Origin of the sequence: Pseudomonas anuradhapurensis, assembly GCF_014269225.2 — a bacterium.
Lineage (GTDB): Bacteria > Pseudomonadota > Gammaproteobacteria > Pseudomonadales > Pseudomonadaceae > Aquipseudomonas > Aquipseudomonas anuradhapurensis.
Map to the genome: position 1 here is coordinate 1,070,554 of NZ_CP077097.1, position 19,738 is coordinate 1,090,291.

At 63.7% G+C, this 19,738-nt stretch carries 17 protein-coding genes; 2 read left to right on the plus strand and 15 right to left on the minus strand.

Going from position 1 to position 19,738, the window contains the following annotated elements:
- Nucleotides 1–4: 4 nt before the first annotated feature.
- The 7 genes from HU763_RS04975 to HU763_RS05005 form a co-directional block, all read right to left on the minus strand.
- Entirely contained in the window at nt 5–1,381 is a 1,377-nt protein-coding gene (locus tag HU763_RS04975; protein ID WP_186686179.1) for an L-serine ammonia-lyase, read from the minus strand.
- A gap of 111 nt (nt 1,382–1,492) precedes the next feature.
- Entirely contained in the window at nt 1,493–4,348 is a 2,856-nt protein-coding gene (gcvP, locus tag HU763_RS04980) for an aminomethyl-transferring glycine dehydrogenase (protein ID WP_186686177.1), read from the minus strand.
- A gap of 11 nt (nt 4,349–4,359) precedes the next feature.
- Nucleotides 4,360–4,743 (minus strand): glycine cleavage system protein GcvH, encoded by a 384-nt coding sequence (gene gcvH, locus HU763_RS04985; protein WP_186686175.1) that lies wholly within the window; start codon nt 4,741–4,743, stop codon nt 4,360–4,362.
- 328 nt (nt 4,744–5,071) lie between these two features.
- Complete coding sequence (locus tag HU763_RS04990; protein ID WP_186686173.1) at nt 5,072–6,526, minus strand: TrkH family potassium uptake protein; 1,455 nt, start codon at nt 6,524–6,526, stop codon at nt 5,072–5,074.
- Between the two features lie 153 nt (nt 6,527–6,679).
- Nucleotides 6,680–7,252, minus strand: a complete 573-nt coding sequence (locus tag HU763_RS04995; protein WP_186686170.1) for a histidine phosphatase family protein — start codon at nt 7,250–7,252, stop codon at nt 6,680–6,682.
- Between the two features lie 3 nt (nt 7,253–7,255).
- A complete protein-coding gene (locus HU763_RS05000) occupies nt 7,256–8,302 on the minus strand; it encodes an SDR family oxidoreductase (protein WP_186686166.1) in 1,047 nt (348 codons plus the stop codon).
- A gap of 3 nt (nt 8,303–8,305) precedes the next feature.
- On the minus strand, nt 8,306–8,728 hold the full coding sequence (locus tag HU763_RS05005) for an ester cyclase (protein WP_186686163.1): 423 nt from the start codon (nt 8,726–8,728) through the stop codon (nt 8,306–8,308).
- Nucleotides 8,729–8,845: 117 nt separating this feature from the next.
- Here HU763_RS05005 and HU763_RS05010 point away from each other — a divergent pair, with 117 nt between their 5' ends.
- Complete coding sequence (locus HU763_RS05010) at nt 8,846–9,715, plus strand: LysR family transcriptional regulator (RefSeq protein ID WP_186686160.1); 870 nt, start codon at nt 8,846–8,848, stop codon at nt 9,713–9,715.
- A gap of 11 nt (nt 9,716–9,726) precedes the next feature.
- Here HU763_RS05010 and HU763_RS05015 read toward each other — a convergent pair whose 3' ends face one another.
- The 6 genes from HU763_RS05015 to arcD (HU763_RS05040) all read right to left on the minus strand — a co-directional run bounded on the left by HU763_RS05015 (nt 9,727) and on the right by arcD (HU763_RS05040) (nt 16,779).
- Nucleotides 9,727–11,235, minus strand: coding sequence for a sigma-54-dependent transcriptional regulator (locus HU763_RS05015; protein WP_186686157.1), 1,509 nt, complete (start codon nt 11,233–11,235; stop codon nt 9,727–9,729).
- A gap of 221 nt (nt 11,236–11,456) precedes the next feature.
- Nucleotides 11,457–11,825 (minus strand): DUF5064 family protein, encoded by a 369-nt coding sequence (locus tag HU763_RS05020; protein ID WP_170028439.1) that lies wholly within the window; start codon nt 11,823–11,825, stop codon nt 11,457–11,459.
- A 56-nt stretch (nt 11,826–11,881) separates the two neighbouring features.
- Entirely contained in the window at nt 11,882–12,811 is a 930-nt protein-coding gene (gene arcC / locus HU763_RS05025) for a carbamate kinase (protein ID WP_170028440.1), read from the minus strand.
- A 175-nt stretch (nt 12,812–12,986) separates the two neighbouring features.
- The gene (locus HU763_RS05030) at nt 12,987–13,997 is read right to left on the minus strand and encodes an ornithine carbamoyltransferase (RefSeq protein ID WP_170028441.1); all 1,011 of its coding nucleotides are present in this window, start codon (nt 13,995–13,997) and stop codon (nt 12,987–12,989) included.
- A 68-nt stretch (nt 13,998–14,065) separates the two neighbouring features.
- Entirely contained in the window at nt 14,066–15,319 is a 1,254-nt protein-coding gene (gene arcA / locus HU763_RS05035; RefSeq protein WP_186686155.1) for an arginine deiminase, read from the minus strand.
- A gap of 32 nt (nt 15,320–15,351) precedes the next feature.
- Nucleotides 15,352–16,779, minus strand: a complete 1,428-nt coding sequence (gene arcD, locus HU763_RS05040; RefSeq protein WP_170028443.1) for an arginine-ornithine antiporter — start codon at nt 16,777–16,779, stop codon at nt 15,352–15,354.
- A 436-nt stretch (nt 16,780–17,215) separates the two neighbouring features.
- Here arcD (HU763_RS05040) and arcD (HU763_RS05045) point away from each other — a divergent pair, with 436 nt between their 5' ends.
- On the plus strand, nt 17,216–18,643 hold the full coding sequence (gene arcD / locus HU763_RS05045; RefSeq protein ID WP_186686152.1) for an arginine-ornithine antiporter: 1,428 nt from the start codon (nt 17,216–17,218) through the stop codon (nt 18,641–18,643).
- Here the strand turns inward: arcD (HU763_RS05045) and HU763_RS05050 are convergent.
- On the minus strand, nt 18,623–19,036 hold the full coding sequence (locus tag HU763_RS05050; RefSeq protein WP_170028445.1) for a YbaN family protein: 414 nt from the start codon (nt 19,034–19,036) through the stop codon (nt 18,623–18,625). The genes arcD (HU763_RS05045) and HU763_RS05050 overlap by 21 nt on opposite strands.
- Before the next feature lie 55 nt (nt 19,037–19,091).
- Nucleotides 19,092–19,685 (minus strand): biliverdin-producing heme oxygenase, encoded by a 594-nt coding sequence (locus HU763_RS05055; protein ID WP_186686149.1) that lies wholly within the window; start codon nt 19,683–19,685, stop codon nt 19,092–19,094.
- Nucleotides 19,686–19,738 lie beyond the last annotated feature (53 nt).

The window sequence follows — 19,738 nt, forward strand, 5'->3', positions numbered from 1 at the left end:
CGGGTCAACATTCGATGATGTTGACGGCCAGGCCGCCTCGGGCGGTCTCTTTGTATTTGCTTTTCATGTCGGCGCCGGTCTGGCGCATGGTACGGATCACCTTGTCGAGCGACACGTAGTGCTGCCCGTCGCCGCGCAAGGCCATGCGCACCGCATTGATCGCCTTCACCGAGCCCATGGCGTTGCGCTCGATGCAAGGCACCTGGACCAGCCCGCCAATCGGGTCGCAGGTCAGGCCCAGGTTATGTTCCATGCCGATTTCGGCGGCGTTTTCCACTTGCTGCACGCTACCACCCATCACCTCGCACAGCGCCCCGGCGGCCATCGAGCAGGCCACGCCGACCTCGCCCTGGCAGCCCACTTCGGCGCCGGAGATGGAGGCGTTTTCCTTGTACAGGATGCCGATCGCCGCGGCGGTGAGCAGGAAGCGCACCACCCCGTCTTCGCTGGCGCCTGGCACAAAGCGCATGTAGTAGTGCAGCACCGCCGGCACGATTCCCGCGGCACCATTGGTGGGCGCGGTGACCACGCGCCCGCCGTTGGCGTTTTCCTCGTTCACGGCCAGGGCGTAGAGGTTGACCCAGTCGAGTACCGACAGGGCATCGCGCAGGCTGGCTTCCGGGTGGCCGCTCAACTGGCGGTACAGCGCCGGTGCCCGGCGCTTGACCTTCAGCCCGCCCGGCAGGATGCCTTCATGCCGGCACCCGGCGTCCACGCAGCCCTGCATCACCTGCCAGATGCGCAGCAGGCCGGCACGGGTTTGCGCCTCCGGGCGCCAGGCCGCTTCGTTGGCCAGCATCACCTGGCTTATCGACAGGTTTTGCGCGGTGCAATGGCCGAGCAGCTCCTTGGCGGTCTTGAACGGGTAGAGCAGTGGCGTACTGTCCTCGACGATGCGGTCGTGGCCGGCGGCATCCTCGTCAACCACGAAACCACCGCCCACCGAGTAGTACTCGCGGCTGCGGATCTGCAGGCCGGCTTCGTCGAAGGCGCGGAAGATCATGCCGTTGGGGTGGTAGTCCAGTGGTTTGCGGATCATCGCCAGGTGCTGTTTTTCGACGAACGCGATGCTGCGCTCGCCGAGCAGGTTGATCCGGCCGCTGTCGCGGATCGCCTGCAGGCGGGCGGGGATGGTGTCGGTATCGACGCTGTCGGGGTGTTCGCCTTCAAGGCCCAGCAGCACGGCCTTGTCGCTGCCGTGGCCCTTGCCGGTGGCGCCCAGCGAGCCATACAGCTCGGCTTTGACGCTGCGGGTACGGGCGAGCAGGCCATCACGGCGCAGCCCCTCGGCGAACCGTGCTGCAGCGCGCATCGGGCCGACCGTGTGGGAGCTGGAGGGGCCGATGCCGATCTTGAACAGGTCGAAGACGCTCAGTGACATGGGAGACCTCCAGCCAGGAATATTGGGCGGATTTGGTGAACCCTGTGGGAGCGGGCACGCCCGCTCCCACAGAGGCCCACACCTCAAGCAAGGTAGCGGGCCCGAGGGCTATCAGGCGTCCTGATAGCTCTCGATCGACGGGCAGGCGCAGACCAGGTTGCGGTCGCCGAACACGTTGTCGACCCGACCGACCGGCGGCCAGTACTTGCCTTCCACCAGGCTCGGCAGCGGGTACACCGCCTGCTCGCGGCTGTAGCCGTGGGCCCATTCGCCAACCAGCTCGGCCGCAGTATGTGGCGCGTTCTTCAGCGGGTTGTCGTCCTTGTCCAGGCTACCGTTCTCGACCGCGCGGATTTCTTCGCGGATCTGGATCATCGCGTCGCAGAAGCGGTCCAGTTCTTCCTTGGACTCGCTTTCGGTCGGTTCGATCATCAACGTACCGGCCACCGGGAAGGACATGGTCGGGGCGTGGAAGCCAAAGTCGATCAGGCGCTTGGCCACATCGTCAACGCTGATGCCGCTGGTGTCCTTCAGCGGGCGCAGGTCGAGGATGCACTCGTGGGCCACCAGGCCATTGCCGCCGGTGTACAGAACAGGATAGTGCTCTTCCAGGCGGCGAGCGATGTAGTTGGCGTTGAGGATCGCCATCTGCGAGGCACGCTTGAGGCCGGCACCGCCCATCATGCGAATGTACATCCAGGTGATCGGCAGGATGCTGGCGCTGCCGAACGGTGCGGCACAAACCGCGCCTGCGGTGTTGTCGAGCTGCGCGTGGCCGGGCAGGAATGGTGCCAGGTGCGACTTGACGCCGATCGGGCCGACGCCTGGGCCGCCGCCGCCGTGCGGGATGCAGAAGGTCTTGTGCAGGTTCAGGTGGGAAACATCGCCACCGAACTTGCCCGGCGCGCACAGGCCGACCATGGCGTTCATGTTGGCGCCGTCGATGTACACCTGGCCGCCGTTGTCGTGGATGATCGCGCAGATTTCGCCGATCGCTTCCTCGAACACGCCGTGGGTCGACGGGTAGGTGATCATGATCGCGGCCAGGCGCTCGCGGTGTTCGATGGCCTTGGCGCGCAGGTCCTCGACATCGACGTTGCCGCGGGCGTCACAGGCGGTGACCACCACGCGCATGCCGGCCATGTGCGCGGTGGCCGGGTTGGTGCCGTGGGCCGACGACGGGATCAGGCAGATGTCGCGGTGGCCTTCGCCACGGCTGCGGTGGTAGGCGCGGATGGCCAGCAAGCCCGCGTACTCGCCCTGCGAACCGGCGTTGGGCTGCAGCGATACGGCGTCATAGCCGGTGGCGGCGCAGAGCATGGCCTCCAGCTCGGTGGTCAGCTGCAGGTAGCCCTGGCTCTGCTCGGCCGGGGCGAACGGGTGCAGGTTGCCGAACTCGGCCCAGGTGACCGGGATCATTTCGCTGGCAGCATTGAGTTTCATGGTGCACGAGCCCAGCGGGATCATGCTGCGGTCCAGCGCCAGGTCCCTGTCGGCCAGGCGGCGCAGGTAGCGCATCAGCTCGGTTTCGCTGTGGTAGCGGTTGAATACCGGGTGCTGGAGGATGGCCGACTGACGCAGCAGCGCCGCAGGCAGCAGCGAGCCGGTGCTGCTGGCCAGGGCGTTGAAGTCTGGCTGCGCCTGGTCGCCACCGAGCAACTGCCACAGGGCTTCGACATCGGCCTGGCTGCTGGTTTCGTCAAGCGACAGGCCGAGGTGCTCGGCGTCGATCTGGCGCAGGTTGATAGCCTGGGCACGGGCCTTTTCATGCAGGCTGGCGGTGGCACTGCCGGTGGCCAGGGTGAGGGTGTCGAAGGCGCTGCTGCCGACTACCTGGAGGCCCAGTGTCTTCAGGCCGGCGGCCAGGATCGCGGTCAGCGCATGGGTGCGTTCGGCGATGCGCTTGAGGCCGGCCGGGCCGTGGTACACGGCGAACATGCTGGCGATGTTGGCCAGCAGCACCTGGGCGGTGCAGATGTTGCTGGTGGCCTTCTCGCGGCGGATGTGCTGCTCGCGGGTCTGCATGGCCAGGCGCAGGGCGGTCTTGCCGAAGCGGTCGATCGACACGCCGACCAGGCGGCCCGGCATGTCGCGCTTGAACGCATCGCGGGTGGCGAAGTAGGCCGCATGCGGGCCGCCGAAGCCCAGTGGCACGCCGAAGCGCTGGGCGCTGCCGATGGCCACGTCGGCGTCGAACTCACCCGGCGGGGTCAGCAGGGTCAGGGCCAGCAGGTCGGCGGCCACGGCGACCAGCGCATTGGCTGCGTGGAAGCGCTGCACCACCTCGCGGTAGTCGAACACTTCACCATTGCTGGCCGGGTATTGCAGCAGGGCGCCGAAGAAGGGGCTGACATCACCCAGTTCGCGCTCGTCGCCGACCACGATCTCGATACCCAGCGGCTCGGCACGGGTGCGCAGCACGTCGAGGGTTTGCGGGTGGCAGTGCACCGAGGCGAAGAAGGCATGGCTGGCCTTGTTCTTCGACAGGCGTTTGCAGAAGGTCATGGCCTCGGCCGCGGCGGTGGCTTCGTCGAGCAGCGAGGCGTTGGCAATCGGCAGCCCGGTCAGGTCGCTGATCAGGGTCTGGAAGTTCAGCAGCGCTTCCAGGCGGCCCTGGGAGATTTCTGGCTGGTAGGGGGTGTAGGCGGTGTACCAGGCCGGGTTTTCCAGCAGGTTGCGCAGGATCGGTGCCGGGGTGTGGGTGTTGTAGTAACCCTGGCCGATGTAGCTCTTGAACAGCTGGTTCTTGCCGGCAATGGCCTTGAGCGCAGCGAGCGCGTCGGCTTCGCTGTGGCCGTCGTGCGCACCCAGCACGCTGGTGCCCTTGATGCTGTCGGGGATGACCGCGTCGGTCATGGCGTCCAGCGAGTCGAAGCCGAGGGCGGCCAGCATGGCTTGTTCGTCAGCGGCACGCGGGCCGATGTGACGGGCGATGAATTCGTTGGCGGTGCCGAGGTTGATGGTCATGGTGCAGGTCCTCAGGCGTCGTCGTTGGCTTTGATCAGGCGGTTGTAGGCGTCCTGGTCGAGCAGGGCGGCTACGGCACTGGCATCGGCGGGAATGAAGCGGAAGAACCAGCCTTCACCCAGCGGGTCTTCGTTGACCAGTTCCGGGCTTTCTTCAAGCTGGCCATTGACCTGCACCACTTCACCGGTCAGCGGCATGTATACGCCGCTGGCGGCCTTGACCGACTCGACGGTGGACGCTTCGCTGCCTTTCTCATACGGCTGCAACTCTGGCAGTTGCACGAAAACCACGTCGCCAAGGGCGTTCTGGGCGTAGGCGGTAATGCCCACGGTAACGCTGCCATCGGCTTCGACGCGCAGCCATTCGTGATCTTCAGTGAAACGCAACTCGCTCATGGGGAATCCTCGGGAAGCAGGGGCGTTGGGCGCGGTGGTTCCGCGCTCTTGGGTTGGGATTCCCTTAGCAAAAATGCGGCCAATCAAACAAAAGCCTTTTAAATCAATCGGTTATGTTTTTTGCTAGCGCTTGTCGTGTCCACGCTGGAATGAAAACGCTACACGTAATCGTTGCGGGAAAAGCGTTGGAGGATCAAACCCTTGTCCAGCGCCTCCCAGGCTAGCCTGTAGCGAATCCAATACAGTGTAATGAAATAGATACAGTGGTGCCCGTCAGCACCACAGGCCGTCGCGCCTGAACTACCCGGCAGGCGCGTCTCAGGTGTGCCTAGAAGCGCCAGAATGCCGGCGCGATGAGTACCAGCACAGTAAGGATTTCGAGCCGGCCCAGCAGCATTCCGATCGTCAGCAACCACTTCGCTGCATCGGGTAGCGAAGCAAAATTGCCGGCCGGTCCAATCAGATTGCCCAATCCGGGCCCGACATTGCACACGGCGGTGGCGGCACCGCTCAAGGCCGTGGTCCAGTCGAGGCCGATCAGGGTCAGCAGCAGGGCGATCACCGCGATGGTGATGAAGAAGAAAAACGAAAAGGTCAGCAGCGAACGCACGATATCTTCGTCGATGGGGTGGCCATTGTACTTCTTCGAAATCGTCGCGCGCGGATGGATCAACTGCTTCAGGCTGCTGACCAGCAACGATGCCGCCACCTGGAAGCGAAAGATTTTCAGGCCCCCGGCCGTCGACCCTGAACAGCCCCCGACGAAGGTCAGGTAGAAGAACAACAGCACGGCAAAGCTGCCCCACAGCGTGTAGTCACCGACCGCAATCCCCGTCGTGGTGACCACCGAGGTGACATTGATCGCCACGATCCGCAACGCGTCCCACCACGACAAGTCGCTGTGCCAGCAGAGCCACGTGCCCACCGTGACCGACACGAAAGCCAGAAAGCCGAGGAAGCCGCGTACCTGATGATCCTTGATCAAGGCCCGGCGGTGGCCGCGCAAGGTCGCCACATACAAGGTGAAGGGCAGGCTGCCGAGGATCATGATGACCACCGCCACCCAGTGCACTGCGGGCTGGGTCCAGTGCCCGAGCGATGCATCGGAAGTCGAGAAGCCACCGGTCGAGATCAGTGACATCGCATGGTTGATGGCTTCGAACGGGGTCATCCCGGCGGCCCACAGCGCCAGCGTGCCGACTGCGGTGAGCCCCAGGTACACCGCCAGAATCATCTTCGCCGCGACGTGCGAGCGTGGTGTGACTTTGTCCGACCAGTCCGAAGATTCGGTCTGGAACAGGCGCATGCCACCGACGCGCAACAGCGGCAAGACCGCGACGGCCATGCCAATGAAGCCGATGCCGCCGAGCCAGTGCAGCATCGAGCGCCAGATCAACAGCCCGGGCGAGGCGCTGTCGAGGCCGGTCAGGACCGTGGAACCGGTGGTGGTGATGCCCGACATGGTTTCGAAGAATGCATCGGTGTAGCTGATGTGCCGGATCAGCACCATGGGCAAGGCGGCGAACGCGCAAACCACGATCCAGCTCGCGGTGGTCAGGAAATACATGTCCCTGGCGCGGATCTGCGGCGCCTCAGGTACGCCGCGGGCTACCAGCACCAGGCCAGCGCACAGCGCGATCAGGCTCGACCAGAGAAATGCGCCAAGATCGTCGCTGCGGCTGTACAGGATCAGCGTGGCCATGGGCACGACCATGCTGAGGGACAACGTGATCAGGAAGACACCGATGATGAAGGCGATGAAGCGCAGCGCGGGGAGAGGCATCGAACAAGCTCGCTTGGAATATGCCGGGCAGTATTTACAGCGCCACGGCATTGTCGAGTAAAAAAACCGTAAAGGTCCTGACCCGGCCGGCGCATCGTAAGGGTTGTTCGACAGTGTATCAGCGCTGCGTTTGTGTCATCGGGCTTTCCCTTTTCAGGTTGGGCCGTCAATGCGCTTGGCGAGCACAACTGCGCTCCAGTAGTGGCTGCCGTTGTGGCTCCGGCGAGTCCACCCCTGAGCCATCAGTTGCCTGGCGATCATCCGGTTCATGAGCCCATGACCCAGCAGCATCACCGGCCCCTCGCTGGCAAGTGACAGTAACCGTTGCGCTGCGATGCTGGCACGGAGCCTGGCAGCGCTGACGGTTTCGACATCGCGCGAGTAACCGCACAACCACAGCAGGCGAAGAATGAATGCCCAGGTAAACGGTGAAAGTCGAGGTAACCTCCATTGGCCAAACGGCAGCTGCGCTTCACAAAAAAGTGCATCGACGTGGCTGGGCGCAAGACCAAGCGCCTGTAGCGAGCTCAGTGCACGTGGCGCTGTGCTCGACACGATCACCCGTGCCCGCGTGGCAAGCTGCAGGCTGGCGGCCGGGACGGGCTGGTCGGTGATTCCGGCGCGGTCGTAGCCGTCGATCCAGCCCTGCATATCCCGTGCGGACACTTTTTTGCCGGCAACCAGTGCCGGCTGGCCGTGGCGCATCAGGATTATTTCCCTGTCCATGGGCTATTGACTTTCCTGTTTCGTGAGCGAGCCGTGTCGTGCAAACCAGCCGTGGTCTCGATACCACGCCACGGTATCGGCGACAGTCAGTTCCAGCGCCCTGAAACTCAGGCCGAGCGCGTGTTCGCTTTTGCTGTGGTTGAAGCGCGTACGGTCCTTTTCCCGCACCAGCAGGCGCAGCGTGGCCAAGCTTAGCAGGATGGGCTTGCCGGTGAGCCGCGCATACATTTCCTGGACTGCGGTCAGGCAGAACAGCAACGGCAACGGCAAATGCCGAGTAGGCGTCGGTACGCCGGCCAGACGGCCGACTATCGGTACCAGTTCGGCCATGGTCATATGCCGCCCTGCGGCCAGGTAGCGTTCACCGCTGCGTCCCTGGGTGGCTGCGGCAATCTGCGCCAAAGCCACATCGCGGGCATCCACCACCGAAAAACTACCCGGGATCAAGCCAGGCAGCTTGCCCTGCACCACATCGTTGACCAGTTGCCCGGCCGACGTCGGGCCGATGTCGCCAGGGCCCCACATCCAGCCTGGGAGTACCATGCAGGCGTACATGTCGGGGTGGGCCTGGAGAAACGCAGCCACCACACGGTCAGCGAGGATCTTGCTGCGGTAGTAGTCATCGGCATCTGCTTCGGCCCGCAGGCATGTCTCATCGATGGCTGTGCCAGGTGCGCCGTCGAGCACCGCAATGGACGAGGTGTGAATGAACCGGCGGATACCGGCCTGGTAGGCCTGTTCCAGCAGACGGCGGGTGCCGCTCACATTGATCTGCTCAAGTGCCTGCCAATGGCTGCCGCCCTTGTAGTTGTCGCGAAAGAATGCCGCCGTATGGAATACCGTATCGCAGCCGTGCAACGACGCCGCGAAGGCATCGACATCGGCCATGTCGCCCTCGACCAGCTCCACTTCGGGCAGATCGGCAAACTGCTGTCGGCCCTTTGCGCTCGACCGCACCAGCCCTTTGACCGTGTAGCCACGTGCGACCAGTTCACGCACCAGGTTGTTGCCCAGCAAGCCGGTTGCGCCGGTCACGAACACATTGCGCATGGCTCAACCCTCGCCCTGTTCGGCAGATGGCCGCAACGTGGCACTGTCGAAAAACACCGTTTCGCGAACCGCCAGGCCGTTTCTGAAGGTGAAGTGGGCCGCATACTGCAGGCAGACCCGGCGCCCATGGGCCGGAACGATCACCCCTGCCGGCAGCCACAGCGGCGAGCTGAAGGTGCCGGTCAGGACGGCGCTCATGGCCAGCCGATCGTCCGCGACCATGAACGGGGTCAGGGCCACCTGGGCATCAGGGAAAGCGCTGAACAACGCCAACTCGCGGGCGCGCATGGCTTCGCGCCCGGTTTGCCTGGTCATGCCATCCAGGTACACGAAGTCTTCGTCAACCAATGCCAGCAGCCCTTGCACATCACGCTGGTTGAAGGCGTTGGCGGCACGCTGGGCATAGTCCTTGGGGCCAGTCATCATGCATTGCATTCCATTCGTTCAGGGAGGGCCCAAGGTACTCCCGGGCTTGCTGTCGAAAAACAGCGGCTATTGCATAATCGCTTTGCATATCCGCAAAGCGTGGAGAGGCCGGCACAGATGGCGTTGCAGGAAAACTGGGATGATCTTCGGCTGCTGCTGGCGGTAGCGCGGCGTGGCAGCTTTCTTCGCGCTGGCGAGTTGCTGGGCATCGCGGCGTCGACCGTGTCGCGTCGCCTGACCCAGCTTGAGGCCGCACTGGCCGAGCCGCTGGTAGAGCGGGGCGTAGAAGGTTGCAGGCTGACTTCGCGCGGCCAAGCGCTGGTAGAGGTGGCCCTGGCAGCAGAAGCTGGCCTGCGCCGGCAAACCCGAGGCGGCGACGACGATCTGCCTTGTGCACTCTCTGGCACTGTCCAGGTGAGCGCAGGGGACGGCTTCTCGACGAGCGTGCTGGAGGCGGCCGATCGCTTTACCAGCCTGCACCCGGGTTGTTCGGTGGAGCTGACCGTGACCGCCGACTTTCACAAGATTGCCCGCGGCGTGGCGGATATTGCCGTGCGCACGGTCCACCTGGGGGAACCCTCACTGATCTATCGGCTCGTGGGCCGGCTTGGCTATGGCGTGTTCGCCGCTGCTGGTTACCTGCAGCGCTACCCGGGCGTTACCCCGGCGACGGCGGTCAATATCGGCCTGCTGCCGCCGCTGGATGCGTTACCGCAACTGCGTGCGGCCAAGGCAGGGGGGCTGGATCGGGCGCCCATCCGCGTGAGTTCGTTCACCGCACAACTCGAATCGGTGAGACGAGGCATGGGCGTTGCCGTACTGCCGAGGATACTGGCGAACGATCTGATCGAGCTGTTCCCGGACCTGCGCCTGCCAGACATGGAGGTCTACATGGTTACTCGGCCGCAGGCCTTGAAGCAGGCCCACATAAGGGCGTGTTTCGTAATCCTTGAGCAGGTGCTGCAGGAAGCCCTGGGAACCGGCTGAACAACATCCGATCAAGCCTTGCCGGGTATGCCATATTTACGCAGGCGCTGGGCAATGGCGGTGTGCGAGGTTTGCAAGCGCCCGGCCAGTTGCCGTGTCGATGGGTAGCTGGTGTACAGGCGTTGCAGCAGCTCGCGCTCGAAATCGGCCACCGCCTGCTCCAGGCTGGCCACTTCGCCGTCCTGGCCACGCGCCACCGAGGTGCCGGCGATGTCCAGGTCGCCGATATCCACCAGGTTGCCCTCGCAGATGGCCGCAGCGCGAAAGATCACGTTCTGCAACTGGCGCACATTGCCTGGCCAAGGGTTGGCCAGCAGTGCCGAATGGGTGGTCGGGGTCAGCCGGCAGGGCGGGCGCTGGATCTGCGTGCAGGCCTGTTGCATGAAGAAATGCGCCAGCATCAGGATGTCCTGGCCTCGGTCGCGCAGCGGCGGTACCTGCAGGTTGAGCACGTTGAGGCGGTAGAACAGGTCTTCGCGGAAGCTGCCATCGGCAACCATGCGTTGCAGGTCGCGGTGGGTGGCGCTGATAATGCGTACATCCACTTTCACTTCACGGTCGCCGCCCACCCGGCGGAAACTGCCATCGCTGAGAAAGCGCAGCAGCTTGGCCTGCAGGTACGGCGACATTTCGCCGATTTCATCGAGAAACACCGTGCCCTGGTTGGCCAGCTCCATCAGCCCGGGCTTGCCGCCTCGTTGCGCGCCGGTGAAGGCTCCTGGGGCGTAGCCGAACAGTTCGCTTTCGGCCAGGCTCTCGGGCAGCGCAGCGCAGTTCAGCGCCAGGAAGGGCGCCGCGTGGCGGCTGCTGATGGCGTGGCAGGCGCGGGCTACCAGCTCTTTGCCGGTGCCGGTTTCGCCGTGCACCAGCAGCGGCGCATCGAGCGTCGCCACACGCAGGGCTCGGGCCTTGAGGGTACGGATGGCCGGCGACTCGCCGAGCAAGGCATCGAAGCCTTCGGCATGGTCGTGGTGCAGGGCCGACAGGCGTTCGCCCATGCGTGTGGGTGGGTACAGGGTCAGCAGGCCACCGGCGTTGGTGATCGGCGTGGCGTCCAGCAGCAGGCTCTGGCCGTTGAGCTGCATCTCGCGCATCGGCAGGTGGAAGTTGTTGTCCAGCAGTGCCTGCAGCAGTGCCGGGTCGCCGAACAGCTCACCCACCGAGCGCCCCGCGGATTCGCGGCCGCACAGTTCGATCAGTGCCGGGTTGGCCAGCAGTACCTTGCCGGCACTGTCCACCGCCAGTACCGGGTCGCTCATCGCCGCGAGCAGGGCGTCGAGCTGCAGGTGGCGGCGTTGGCCGGGAAGGATGTCGACCACCTCCACCGATTGCACGCCCTGTACCTCGAATAGCGCGTCGTGCAGTTCTTCGAGCACGGCGGGGCTGAGGGTGGGGGCGTCGATGTAGACGTTCGGCGGGACCATCTCTACTGCGTCCAGGTTGAGGTTGCGGGCACCGAGCAGGGCGAGGACTTCCTGGGTGATGCCGACGCGGTCGATGAAGCTGACGTGGATGCGCATGGGGACGAAGAGGTGGTGGCTGGGGACGGCGGTAGTATGCCTCAACAACGCCGGGGCCGCTTTGCGGCCCATCGCGACGCAAGGCCGCTCCTACAGGGGAATGAGCTGCGCCCCAATGTCGGACATATGTCCCACCATCTGGGCGCAGCTCAAAATACATCACCTTTGTAGGAGCGGCCTTGCGTCGCGATGGGCTGCACAGCAGCCCCAGAAGGGTGGCATCACTCCAGATGTTCAGGCTTGATCGGGTCGCCCGACTTCACATCGAGTTTTTCACGGATGTCCGAGAACATATGGTCGTAGAGTTTGTGCGGCGAACCCAGGCTTTCGAATTTCTTGGGCGGCGCCAGGTATGACTGGGCCTTGCGGCTCAGGACCATGAGAAAACTGGGTAGCACCTGATCCTTGGCCAGGAAGAACTTTTCTTCCACTGGCTTGCCCTCGATGCTGCCATGCATACGAAACTGGATGCCTCTGCCTTCCTTGGGGTCCGACGCAGCCTCGTATTCGATGTTCAGGTCATAGCTGTGGTCGTTCTTGTTCAGCGCGGTGCGCTCGATATGTACATGACCGGGTTGGTACTGGGCCATGGCAAGCTCCTTTGGAAGGTCGAAAATGGCGGGCATCAAGCGCCCGCCCACTGCATTCAACGGTAGCTGATACCCGGCTTCGCGGTGGAAACGCGCGTACCGGCGGTGCCTTTGACGATGTCCTCGATGTTTTCCAGCGAACTGATCACCGCCACCTTGCCGGTGTGGCGGGCAAAATCGCAGGCGGCCTGCACCTTGGGCCCCATGGAGCCGGCGGCGAAACCCAGGCGTTCGAGTTCGTCGGGGTGGGCCTGGGCGATGGCTTTCTGCGTGGGTTTGCCCCAGTCAATATAGGCGGCATCGACATCGGTGGCGATTATCAGAAGGTCGGCATCCAGCTGCTCGGCCAGCAGGGCTGAGCACAGGTCCTTGTCGATCACCGCCTCGATACCCTTGAGCTTGCGGTTTTCGTCGTACATGGTGGGGATGCCGCCACCGCCGGCGCAGATCACGATGCTGTTTTTTTCCAGCAACCACTTGATCGGGCGGATCTCGAAGATGCGCTTGGGTTTCGGGCTGGCCACCACGCGGCGGTACTTGTCGCCGTCGGCCTTGACTACCCAGCCTTTCTCCTTGGCCAGGCGCTCGGCCTCTTCCTTGGCATACACCGGGCCGATGAACTTGGTCGGGTCCTTGAAGGCGGGGTCGTTGGCGTCCACCTCCACCTGGGTCAGCAGGGTGGCGAACGGCACTTCGAAGGCCAGCAGGTTGCCCAGCTCCTGCTCGATCATGTAGCCGATCATGCCCTCGGTCTCGGCACCGAGCACGTCCAGCGGGTAGGCCTCGTCGGGCTTGTAGGAAAGCCCTTGCAGCGACAGCAGGCCGACTTGCGGGCCGTTGCCGTGGGCGATGACCAGTTCGTTGCCAGGGTGGATCTTGGCGATCTGCTCGGTGGCGGTGCGGATATTGGCGCGCTGGTTGTCAGCGGTCATGGGCTCGCCGCGACGCAGCAGGGCGTTGCCGCCCAATGCAACAACGATACGCATGGGGAATGTCCTTTAACGAAAAGAATGAGCTGCCGCTACACGGGGGTTGCAGGGTTCCCTGTGGGAGCGGGCGTGCCCGCGAAGAGGCCAGGCACCATCACTGGTGCGGCTGACGCATTCGCGGGCATGCCCGCTCCCACAAGTACAGCGCAGTCCCCCGGTAGGCGGGCGAGGCTTACAGGTCAGCCAGGGTCGACACCAGGATCGCCTTGATCGTGTGCATGCGGTTTTCCGCCTGCTCGAAGGCGATGCAGGCCGGCGACTCGAACACGTCGTCAGTCACTTCGATACCGTTGGCCAGGTCCGGGTATTGTTCGGCGATCTGCTTGCCCACCTTGGTTTCGGAGTTGTGGAACGCCGGCAGGCAGTGCATGAACTTGGTCCGCGGGTTGCCGGTGGACTTCATCAGCTGCGTGTTGACCTGGTACGGCTTGAGCAGCTTGATGCGCTCGCCCCAGGCCTCGATCGGCTCGCCCATCGATACCCAGACGTCGGTGTGCACGAAGTCCACGCCTTTGACCGCGGCCACCGGGTCCTCGGTGAGGGTGATGCGCGCGCCGCTTTCCTCGGCGTACTTGCGGCAGCGCTCGACCAGGTCGTCATGCGGCCACAGTGCCTTGGGCGCGGCGATGCGCACGTCCATGCCGAGCTTGGCACCGATCAGCAGCAGCGAGTTGCCCATGTTGTTGCGGGCATCGCCCAGGTAGGCGTAGCTGATGTCGTGCAACGGCTTGTCGCTGTGCTCGCGCATGGTCAGCACGTCGGCGATCATCTGGGTCGGGTGGTATTCGTCGGTCAGGCCGTTGAACACCGGCACGCCGGCGAACTTGGCCAGCTCCTCGACGATTTCCTGCTTGAAGCCACGGTACTCGATGGCGTCGTACATGCGCCCGAGCACGCGGGCGGTGTCCTTCATGCTTTCCTTGTGGCCGATCTGCGAGGAGGTCGGGTCAATGTAGGTGACGTTGGCGCCTTGGTCATAGGCGGCCACTTCGAAGGCGCAGCGGGTACGGGTGGAGGTTTTTTCGAAGATCAGGGCGATGTTGTTGCCCTTCAGGTGCTGTTGCTCGGTGCCGGTGTACTTGGCGCGCTTGAGGTCGCGGGACAGGTCCAGCAGGTAGCGCAGCTCGCGGGTGGTGTGGTGTTCCAGGCTGAGCAGGTTGCGGTTGTGAATGTTGAACGCCATGACTTATCTCCTTGAGTTTGGTGAACGCACCGGCCGCCGCTGGGTATGGGCGGCCGGGGGTATGGTCGTTAGTAGTCGATCGGGTCGCGTACGATCGGGCAGGTCATGCAGTGGCCGCCGCCACGGCCGCGGCCCAGTTCACCGGCGCTGATGGTGATGACTTCGATCCCGGCCTTGCGCAGCAGGGTATTGGTGTAGGTGTTGCGGTCGTAGCCAATGACCACGCCCGGCTCGATGGCCACCACGTTGTTGCCGTCATCCCACTGTTCGCGTTCGGCGGCGAAGCTGTTGCCGCCGGTTTCGACCACGCGCAGCTTGACCCCCAGTTGCTCGCCCACCACCTCGATGAACGACTTGTGTTCGCGGCGCACGTCCATGCCATATGGCTTGCTCTCGTCCGGGCGAATGATGAACGGCACGATCTCCTTGACCACTTCCGGGAAGACCGTGACCAGGTCGCGATCGCAGAAGCTGAACACGGTATCCAGGTGCATGGCGGCACGCGATTTGGGCAGGCCGGCAACAATGACCTTTTCCACCGCGCCCTTGGCGAACAGGTTCTGCGCCAACTGGCCGATGGCCTGGCGCGAGGTGCGCTCGCCCATGCCGATCAGCACGATGCCCTTGCCGATTGGCATGACATCGCCGCCTTCGAGGGTGGACTGGCCGTGCTCCTTGTCCGGGTCGCCGTACCACACCTGGAAGTCGGCGTTGGTGAACTGCGGGTGGAACTTGTAGATGGCAGTGGTCAGCAGGGTTTCCTGACGTCGCGCCGGCCAGTACATCGGGTTCAGTGTCACGCCGCCGTAGATCCAGCAGGTGGTGTCACGGGTGAACTGGGTGTTGGGCAGCGGTGGCAGGATGAAGCTGGAGTGGCCCAGATAGTCGTTGTACATCTTGACCACCTCGGCACCTTCGCTTTGCGGCAGGTCCTGGCCAGCCACGCCGCCAATCAGGAACTCGGCCAGATGGCGCGGTTCGAGGCCTTCGAGCCAGCTGCGCACTTCGTTGGTCAGGCCGACACCGACAGTGTCGGGGGTGATCTTGCGATCGAGAATCCACTTCAGCGCTTCGGGTTGCTGGACGATGTCGGTCAGCAGGTTGTGCATCTCCAGCACATCCACGCCCCGTTCGCGCATCTTGGTGACGAAGTCGAAATGGTCACGCTTGGCCTGGTCGACCCAGATCACATCGTCGAACAGCAGCTCGTCACAGTTGCTCGGCGTCAGGCGCTTGTGCGCCAGGCCCGGCGAGCAAACCATCACTTTGCGCAGTTTGCCGGCTTCGGAGTGGACACCGTACTTCTGTTTTGCAGCGGACATGGTTCATTCCTCCAATTGAACGAAGACGTGGATCACAGGGTCAGGAAGCCGTCGTACAGGCCGAAGGCTGCCACCAGGGCACCGATGACCACGGCTGCGAAGATCAGTTTTTCCACGTTGGTGAAGACAGGCTGGCCAACCTCACGCTTGGCCTTGGCGAACAGGATCGCGCCAGGTGCGTAGAGCAGGGCCGAGAGCAGCAGGTATTTCACGCCGCCGGCGTACAGCAGCCAGATCGCGTACACCAGGGCGATGCCACCGATGATCAGGTCCTTCTGCCGTTCGGCCAGGGCCTGTTCGTAGGTTTCGCTGCGCACTGCCAGCAGCACGGCATAGGCGGCCGACCACAGGTAGGGCACCAGGATCATCGACGTGGCCAGGTAGATCAGCGACAGGTAGGTGCTTTCGGAGAACAGCGTGATCACCAGGAAGATCTGCACCATGGCGTTGGTCAGCCACAGGGCGTTGGCCGGTACCTGCTTGGCGTTCTCGCGGCGCAGGAACTCCGGCATGGTGTGGTCCTTGGCGGCGGCGAACATGATCTCGGCGCACAGCAGCACCCACGACAGCAGGGCCCCGAGCAGCGAGATGACCAGGCCGACGCTGATCAGCACCGCGCCCCAGTGGCCGACTACATGTTCCAGCACGGCGGCCATCGACGGGTTCTGCAGCTTGGCCAGTTCCGGTTGGGTCATGATGCCCAGCGACAGCACGTTGACCAGTACCAGGAACAGCAGCACGGTCACGAAGCCGATCACCGTGGCCTTGCCCACGTCGCTGCGTTTTTCCGCCCGCGCCGAGAAGATGCTCGCGCCTTCGATGCCGATGAACACCCACACGGTGACCAGCATCATGTTGCGCACCTGGTTCATCACGCTGCCCAGCTCTGGCGTGCCCAGGCCCCAGATGTCGGCGGTGAAGATGTCGAGTTTGAAGGCGAACAGGCAGATCAGGGCGAACAGCACCAGCGGCACCACTTTGGCGATGGTGGTGACCAGGTTGATGAATGCCGCTTCCTTGATGCCGCGCAGTACCAGGAAGTGCACCGCCCACAGCAGCACCGAGGCGCCGATGATGGCGGCCGGGGTGTTGCCTTCGCCAAAGATCGGGAAGAAGTAGCCCAAGGTGCTGAACAACAGCACGAAGTAGCCGACGTTGCCCAGCCAGGCACTGATCCAGTAGCCCCAGGCCGAGGAGAAGCCCATGTAGTCACCAAAACCGGCCTTGGCGTAGGCATACACCCCGCCATCCAGGTCAGGCTTGCGGTTGGCCAGGGTCTGGAACACGAACGCCAGGGTCAGCATGCCGACCGCGGTAATGGCCCAGCCGATCAGCACTGCGCCGACCCCGGCGCTGGCCGCCATGTTTTGCGGCAGCGAGAAGATCCCGCCACCAATCATCGAACCGACGACAAGTGCAACTAACGCGCCGAGTTTTAGTTTTCCGGACGAATCAGACATTTAACAACTCCTGCCAGGAGAAAGTTGACGACAGAGTAAATCCGACGCCGCTGCCATACGCTGACTTAGGTCAGTTCATGGCGACGTGAAGTGGGAAAAATCCTTCACGGTACTCCTGGAGAGTGCCGACAGCTTCTGCTGCAGGCCTTGCGCGCTGGCACCTCCATGTCCTTCTAGAGCAAACGCTCTGTTCTGCCTGCGATGCTTGAAGCTAGTCGCTTTTGCCGCTTTCGCAAATTTTTGACAAGAATTTTGAGTTTTATCAGGCGCTTTCCTAGTTGCCCCGGCAGGTGCTAGTTTTCCCGTAGCTGCGTTATAGACAGAGCAGTTATGAGTACTGTAGCTTCATCGATCTCTAACATTATAAGTAACAATATTTATATAGCCCGCTTGGCTGTTTCAAACCTGTGACAGTGGGCAAAAAAACAGGAGGCACATGAGCGAACCGGGACAGAAGCTGCGCCTCGGCGCGCTGATCGCGCTGGTGGTCGGCTCGATGATCGGTGGCGGGATCTTCTCGCTGCCGCAGAACATGGCGGCGCGTGCTGAAGTGGGGGCGGTGCTGATCGGCTGGGCCATTACCGCGGTCGGCATGCTGGCGCTGGCGTTCGTGTTCCAGACCTTGGCCAACCGCAAGCCGGCGCTGGATTCAGGTGTGTACGCCTACGCCAAGGCCGGCTTTGGCGACTACATGGGCTTTTCCTCGGCCTGGGGCTACTGGATCAGCGCCTGGCTGGGCAACGTTGGCTACTTCGTGTTGTTGTTCAGCACCCTGGGGTTCTACTTCCCTGTGTTTGGCGAAGGCAACACGCCGATCGCCATCGGCTGTGCCTCGCTGCTGCTGTGGGCGGTGCATTTTCTGGTGCTGCGCGGCATCAAGGAAGCGGCGTTCATCAACCAGGTGACCACCGTGGCCAAGGTCGTGCCGTTGCTGATTTTCGTGGTGATTGCAGCGTTCGCCTTCCGTGCCGATATCTTCACCCGGGACATCTGGGGCCTGGGCAACCCGCAGTTCGGCAGCGTGTTGGAGCAGGTGCGCAACATGATGCTGGTTACCGTGTTCGTGTTCATCGGCATCGAAGGTGCCAGCGTGTATTCCGGGCGTGCCCAGCGCCGTGCGGATGTGGGCAAGGCCACGGTGATCGGCTTTCTCGGGGTGCTGGCGCTGCTGGTACTGGTCAACGTGCTGTCCTTGGGCACCATGACCCAGCCGGAGCTGGCCGGGTTGCAGAACCCGTCGCTGGCCTCGGTGCTGGAGCATATCGTCGGGCCCTGGGGCGCCCTGCTGATCAGCCTCGGCCTGGCGGTTTCGCTGCTCGGCGCGCTGTTGTCGTGGGCGCTGCTGTGTGCCGAGATCCTCTACGCCACGGCGCGCGACAAGACCATGCCGCGTTTCCTGGCCAAGGAAAACGCCAACCATGTGCCGGCCAACGCCCTGTGGCTGACCAACTGCATGATCCAGGGGTTTCTGCTGATCACGCTGTTTTCCGCCGGTACCTATACCAGCCTGATCTACCTCGCCTCGTCGATGATCCTGGTGCCCTACCTGTGGTCGGCGGCCTACGCCGTGCTGCTGGCGGTGCGCGGAGAAACCTACGCCGGGCAGCCGGCGCTGCGCCGCAAGGACCTGCTGGTGGCGCTGGTTGCCTTGCTGTATGCCATCTGGCTGCTCTATGCCGGCGGCCTCAAGTACCTGCTGTTGTCGGCGTTGCTCTACGCCCCGGGGGTGATTTTGTTCGCCAGGGCCAAGCGTGAGCAGGGCCAGACCTTGTTCAGCCATTGGGAAAAGCTGATATTTGCCGCCGTGCTGGCAGGCGCCGCATTGGCCGCCTATGCCCTGTACTCAGGGCTGCTGAGCCTGTGAAGGGGCAGGGCTGGGATGCTCGGGGCGTGACCAGATCCACAGGTTGCCCAGGGTCATGCCGGCAATGGCCAAGTATACCGGCCAGTGGTGTTGCAGCAGCGTCAGCATCAGCCCTGCGCACAGCAGCATGCTGAGTGTCGCGCTCACTTTCGCCCGCCGCTGGATCACCTTGCCATTGCGCCAGTTGTACAGGATCGGCCCGAACAGCCGGTGGCTTTCCAGCCAGGCCGACAGCCGCGGTGAACTGCGGGTAGCCGCCCAGGCCGCCAGCAGGATGAATTCGGTGGTCGGCAGGCCGGGAATGACAATCGCCACCAGGCCCACGCCCAGGCTGACATAAGCCAGGATCGCATACAGCAGGCGGGCGAGTTTCGAGCGGGCGGGTCGGGTCATGGTCTCACTGCATAAAAAGCGGTCGGCCACCGACAGGGTGGCCGGGTATGGCCTGTCAAGCCAGCGCGGCATGCGTAGCATAGGCGTGCCTGAGCAGTTCGGTGAAGCGCTCGAAGGCAGCCACTGCGCCGCGTTCGGCAGCAGCCTCGTCGTCGGCCGACAACGCCAGGCCATCAATAATACGGGTGAACTGTTTCCAGCCTTCGGCGCGGCCCCCGGCCGGCTCGCCGAGGTGGCGGGCACCGAAGCTGTCGGACAGGCCCAGGGCCATGGCGCGCTTGATCAGAAACGCCGCGCCCAGTTTGGAGCCTTCGGAGACGAAGATCCAGCCCATTGCCTCGCCCAGGCCTGGATTGCGCAGGGCACCTGGCACGGCGGGTGGCACTTCGGTGTCGAGGTCGGCGAGGTCCAGGCGGGCCTGTTCGGCGCGGCAGCGCTCGGCCAGGTCGGGGACGATGGCGATCAGTTGCGGGTCGTTGTACAGGGCCTGCAGCTCGGCCTGGAACAGGTACTGGGCGATCACGAAGCGGGCGAAGCTTTCGCGGCTGTCGAAGGGTGCGTGGGCTTTGACCAGGGCATCCAGTTCGGCATGGGGGGCGTGGGTGATCTGGTTGAGGCGCTGGGAGCGCAGGGCTGGGCGGTCGGTCATGGGGCAGTCCTTGGAAAGGGGGCATCTAGAGACAAGACGAAACAGCGGGGACG

Coding starts and splice junctions, on each gene's coding strand:
- HU763_RS04975 (WP_186686179.1), bottom strand. CDS start 1,381: ATGTCACTGAGCGTCTTCGACCTGTTCAAGATCGGCATCGGCCCCTCC.
- gcvP (WP_186686177.1), bottom strand. CDS start 4,348: ATGACCATCAACCTCGGCACCGCCAACGAATTCATCGCCCGTCACATC.
- gcvH (WP_186686175.1), bottom strand. CDS start 4,743: ATGAGCGAGTTGCGTTTCACTGAAGATCACGAATGGCTGCGCGTCGAA.
- HU763_RS04990 (WP_186686173.1), bottom strand. CDS start 6,526: ATGCCTCTCCCCGCGCTGCGCTTCATCGCCTTCATCATCGGTGTCTTC.
- HU763_RS04995 (WP_186686170.1), bottom strand. CDS start 7,252: ATGGACAGGGAAATAATCCTGATGCGCCACGGCCAGCCGGCACTGGTT.
- HU763_RS05000 (WP_186686166.1), bottom strand. CDS start 8,302: ATGCGCAATGTGTTCGTGACCGGCGCAACCGGCTTGCTGGGCAACAAC.
- HU763_RS05005 (WP_186686163.1), bottom strand. CDS start 8,728: ATGATGACTGGCCCCAAGGACTATGCCCAGCGTGCCGCCAACGCCTTC.
- HU763_RS05010 (WP_186686160.1), top strand. CDS start 8,846: ATGGCGTTGCAGGAAAACTGGGATGATCTTCGGCTGCTGCTGGCGGTA.
- HU763_RS05015 (WP_186686157.1), bottom strand. CDS start 11,235: ATGCGCATCCACGTCAGCTTCATCGACCGCGTCGGCATCACCCAGGAA.
- HU763_RS05020 (WP_170028439.1), bottom strand. CDS start 11,825: ATGGCCCAGTACCAACCCGGTCATGTACATATCGAGCGCACCGCGCTG.
- arcC (WP_170028440.1), bottom strand. CDS start 12,811: ATGCGTATCGTTGTTGCATTGGGCGGCAACGCCCTGCTGCGTCGCGGC.
- HU763_RS05030 (WP_170028441.1), bottom strand. CDS start 13,997: ATGGCGTTCAACATTCACAACCGCAACCTGCTCAGCCTGGAACACCAC.
- arcA (WP_186686155.1), bottom strand. CDS start 15,319: ATGTCCGCTGCAAAACAGAAGTACGGTGTCCACTCCGAAGCCGGCAAA.
- arcD (WP_170028443.1), bottom strand. CDS start 16,779: ATGTCTGATTCGTCCGGAAAACTAAAACTCGGCGCGTTAGTTGCACTT.
- arcD (WP_186686152.1), top strand. CDS start 17,216: ATGAGCGAACCGGGACAGAAGCTGCGCCTCGGCGCGCTGATCGCGCTG.
- HU763_RS05050 (WP_170028445.1), bottom strand. CDS start 19,036: ATGACCCGACCCGCCCGCTCGAAACTCGCCCGCCTGCTGTATGCGATC.
- HU763_RS05055 (WP_186686149.1), bottom strand. CDS start 19,685: ATGACCGACCGCCCAGCCCTGCGCTCCCAGCGCCTCAACCAGATCACC.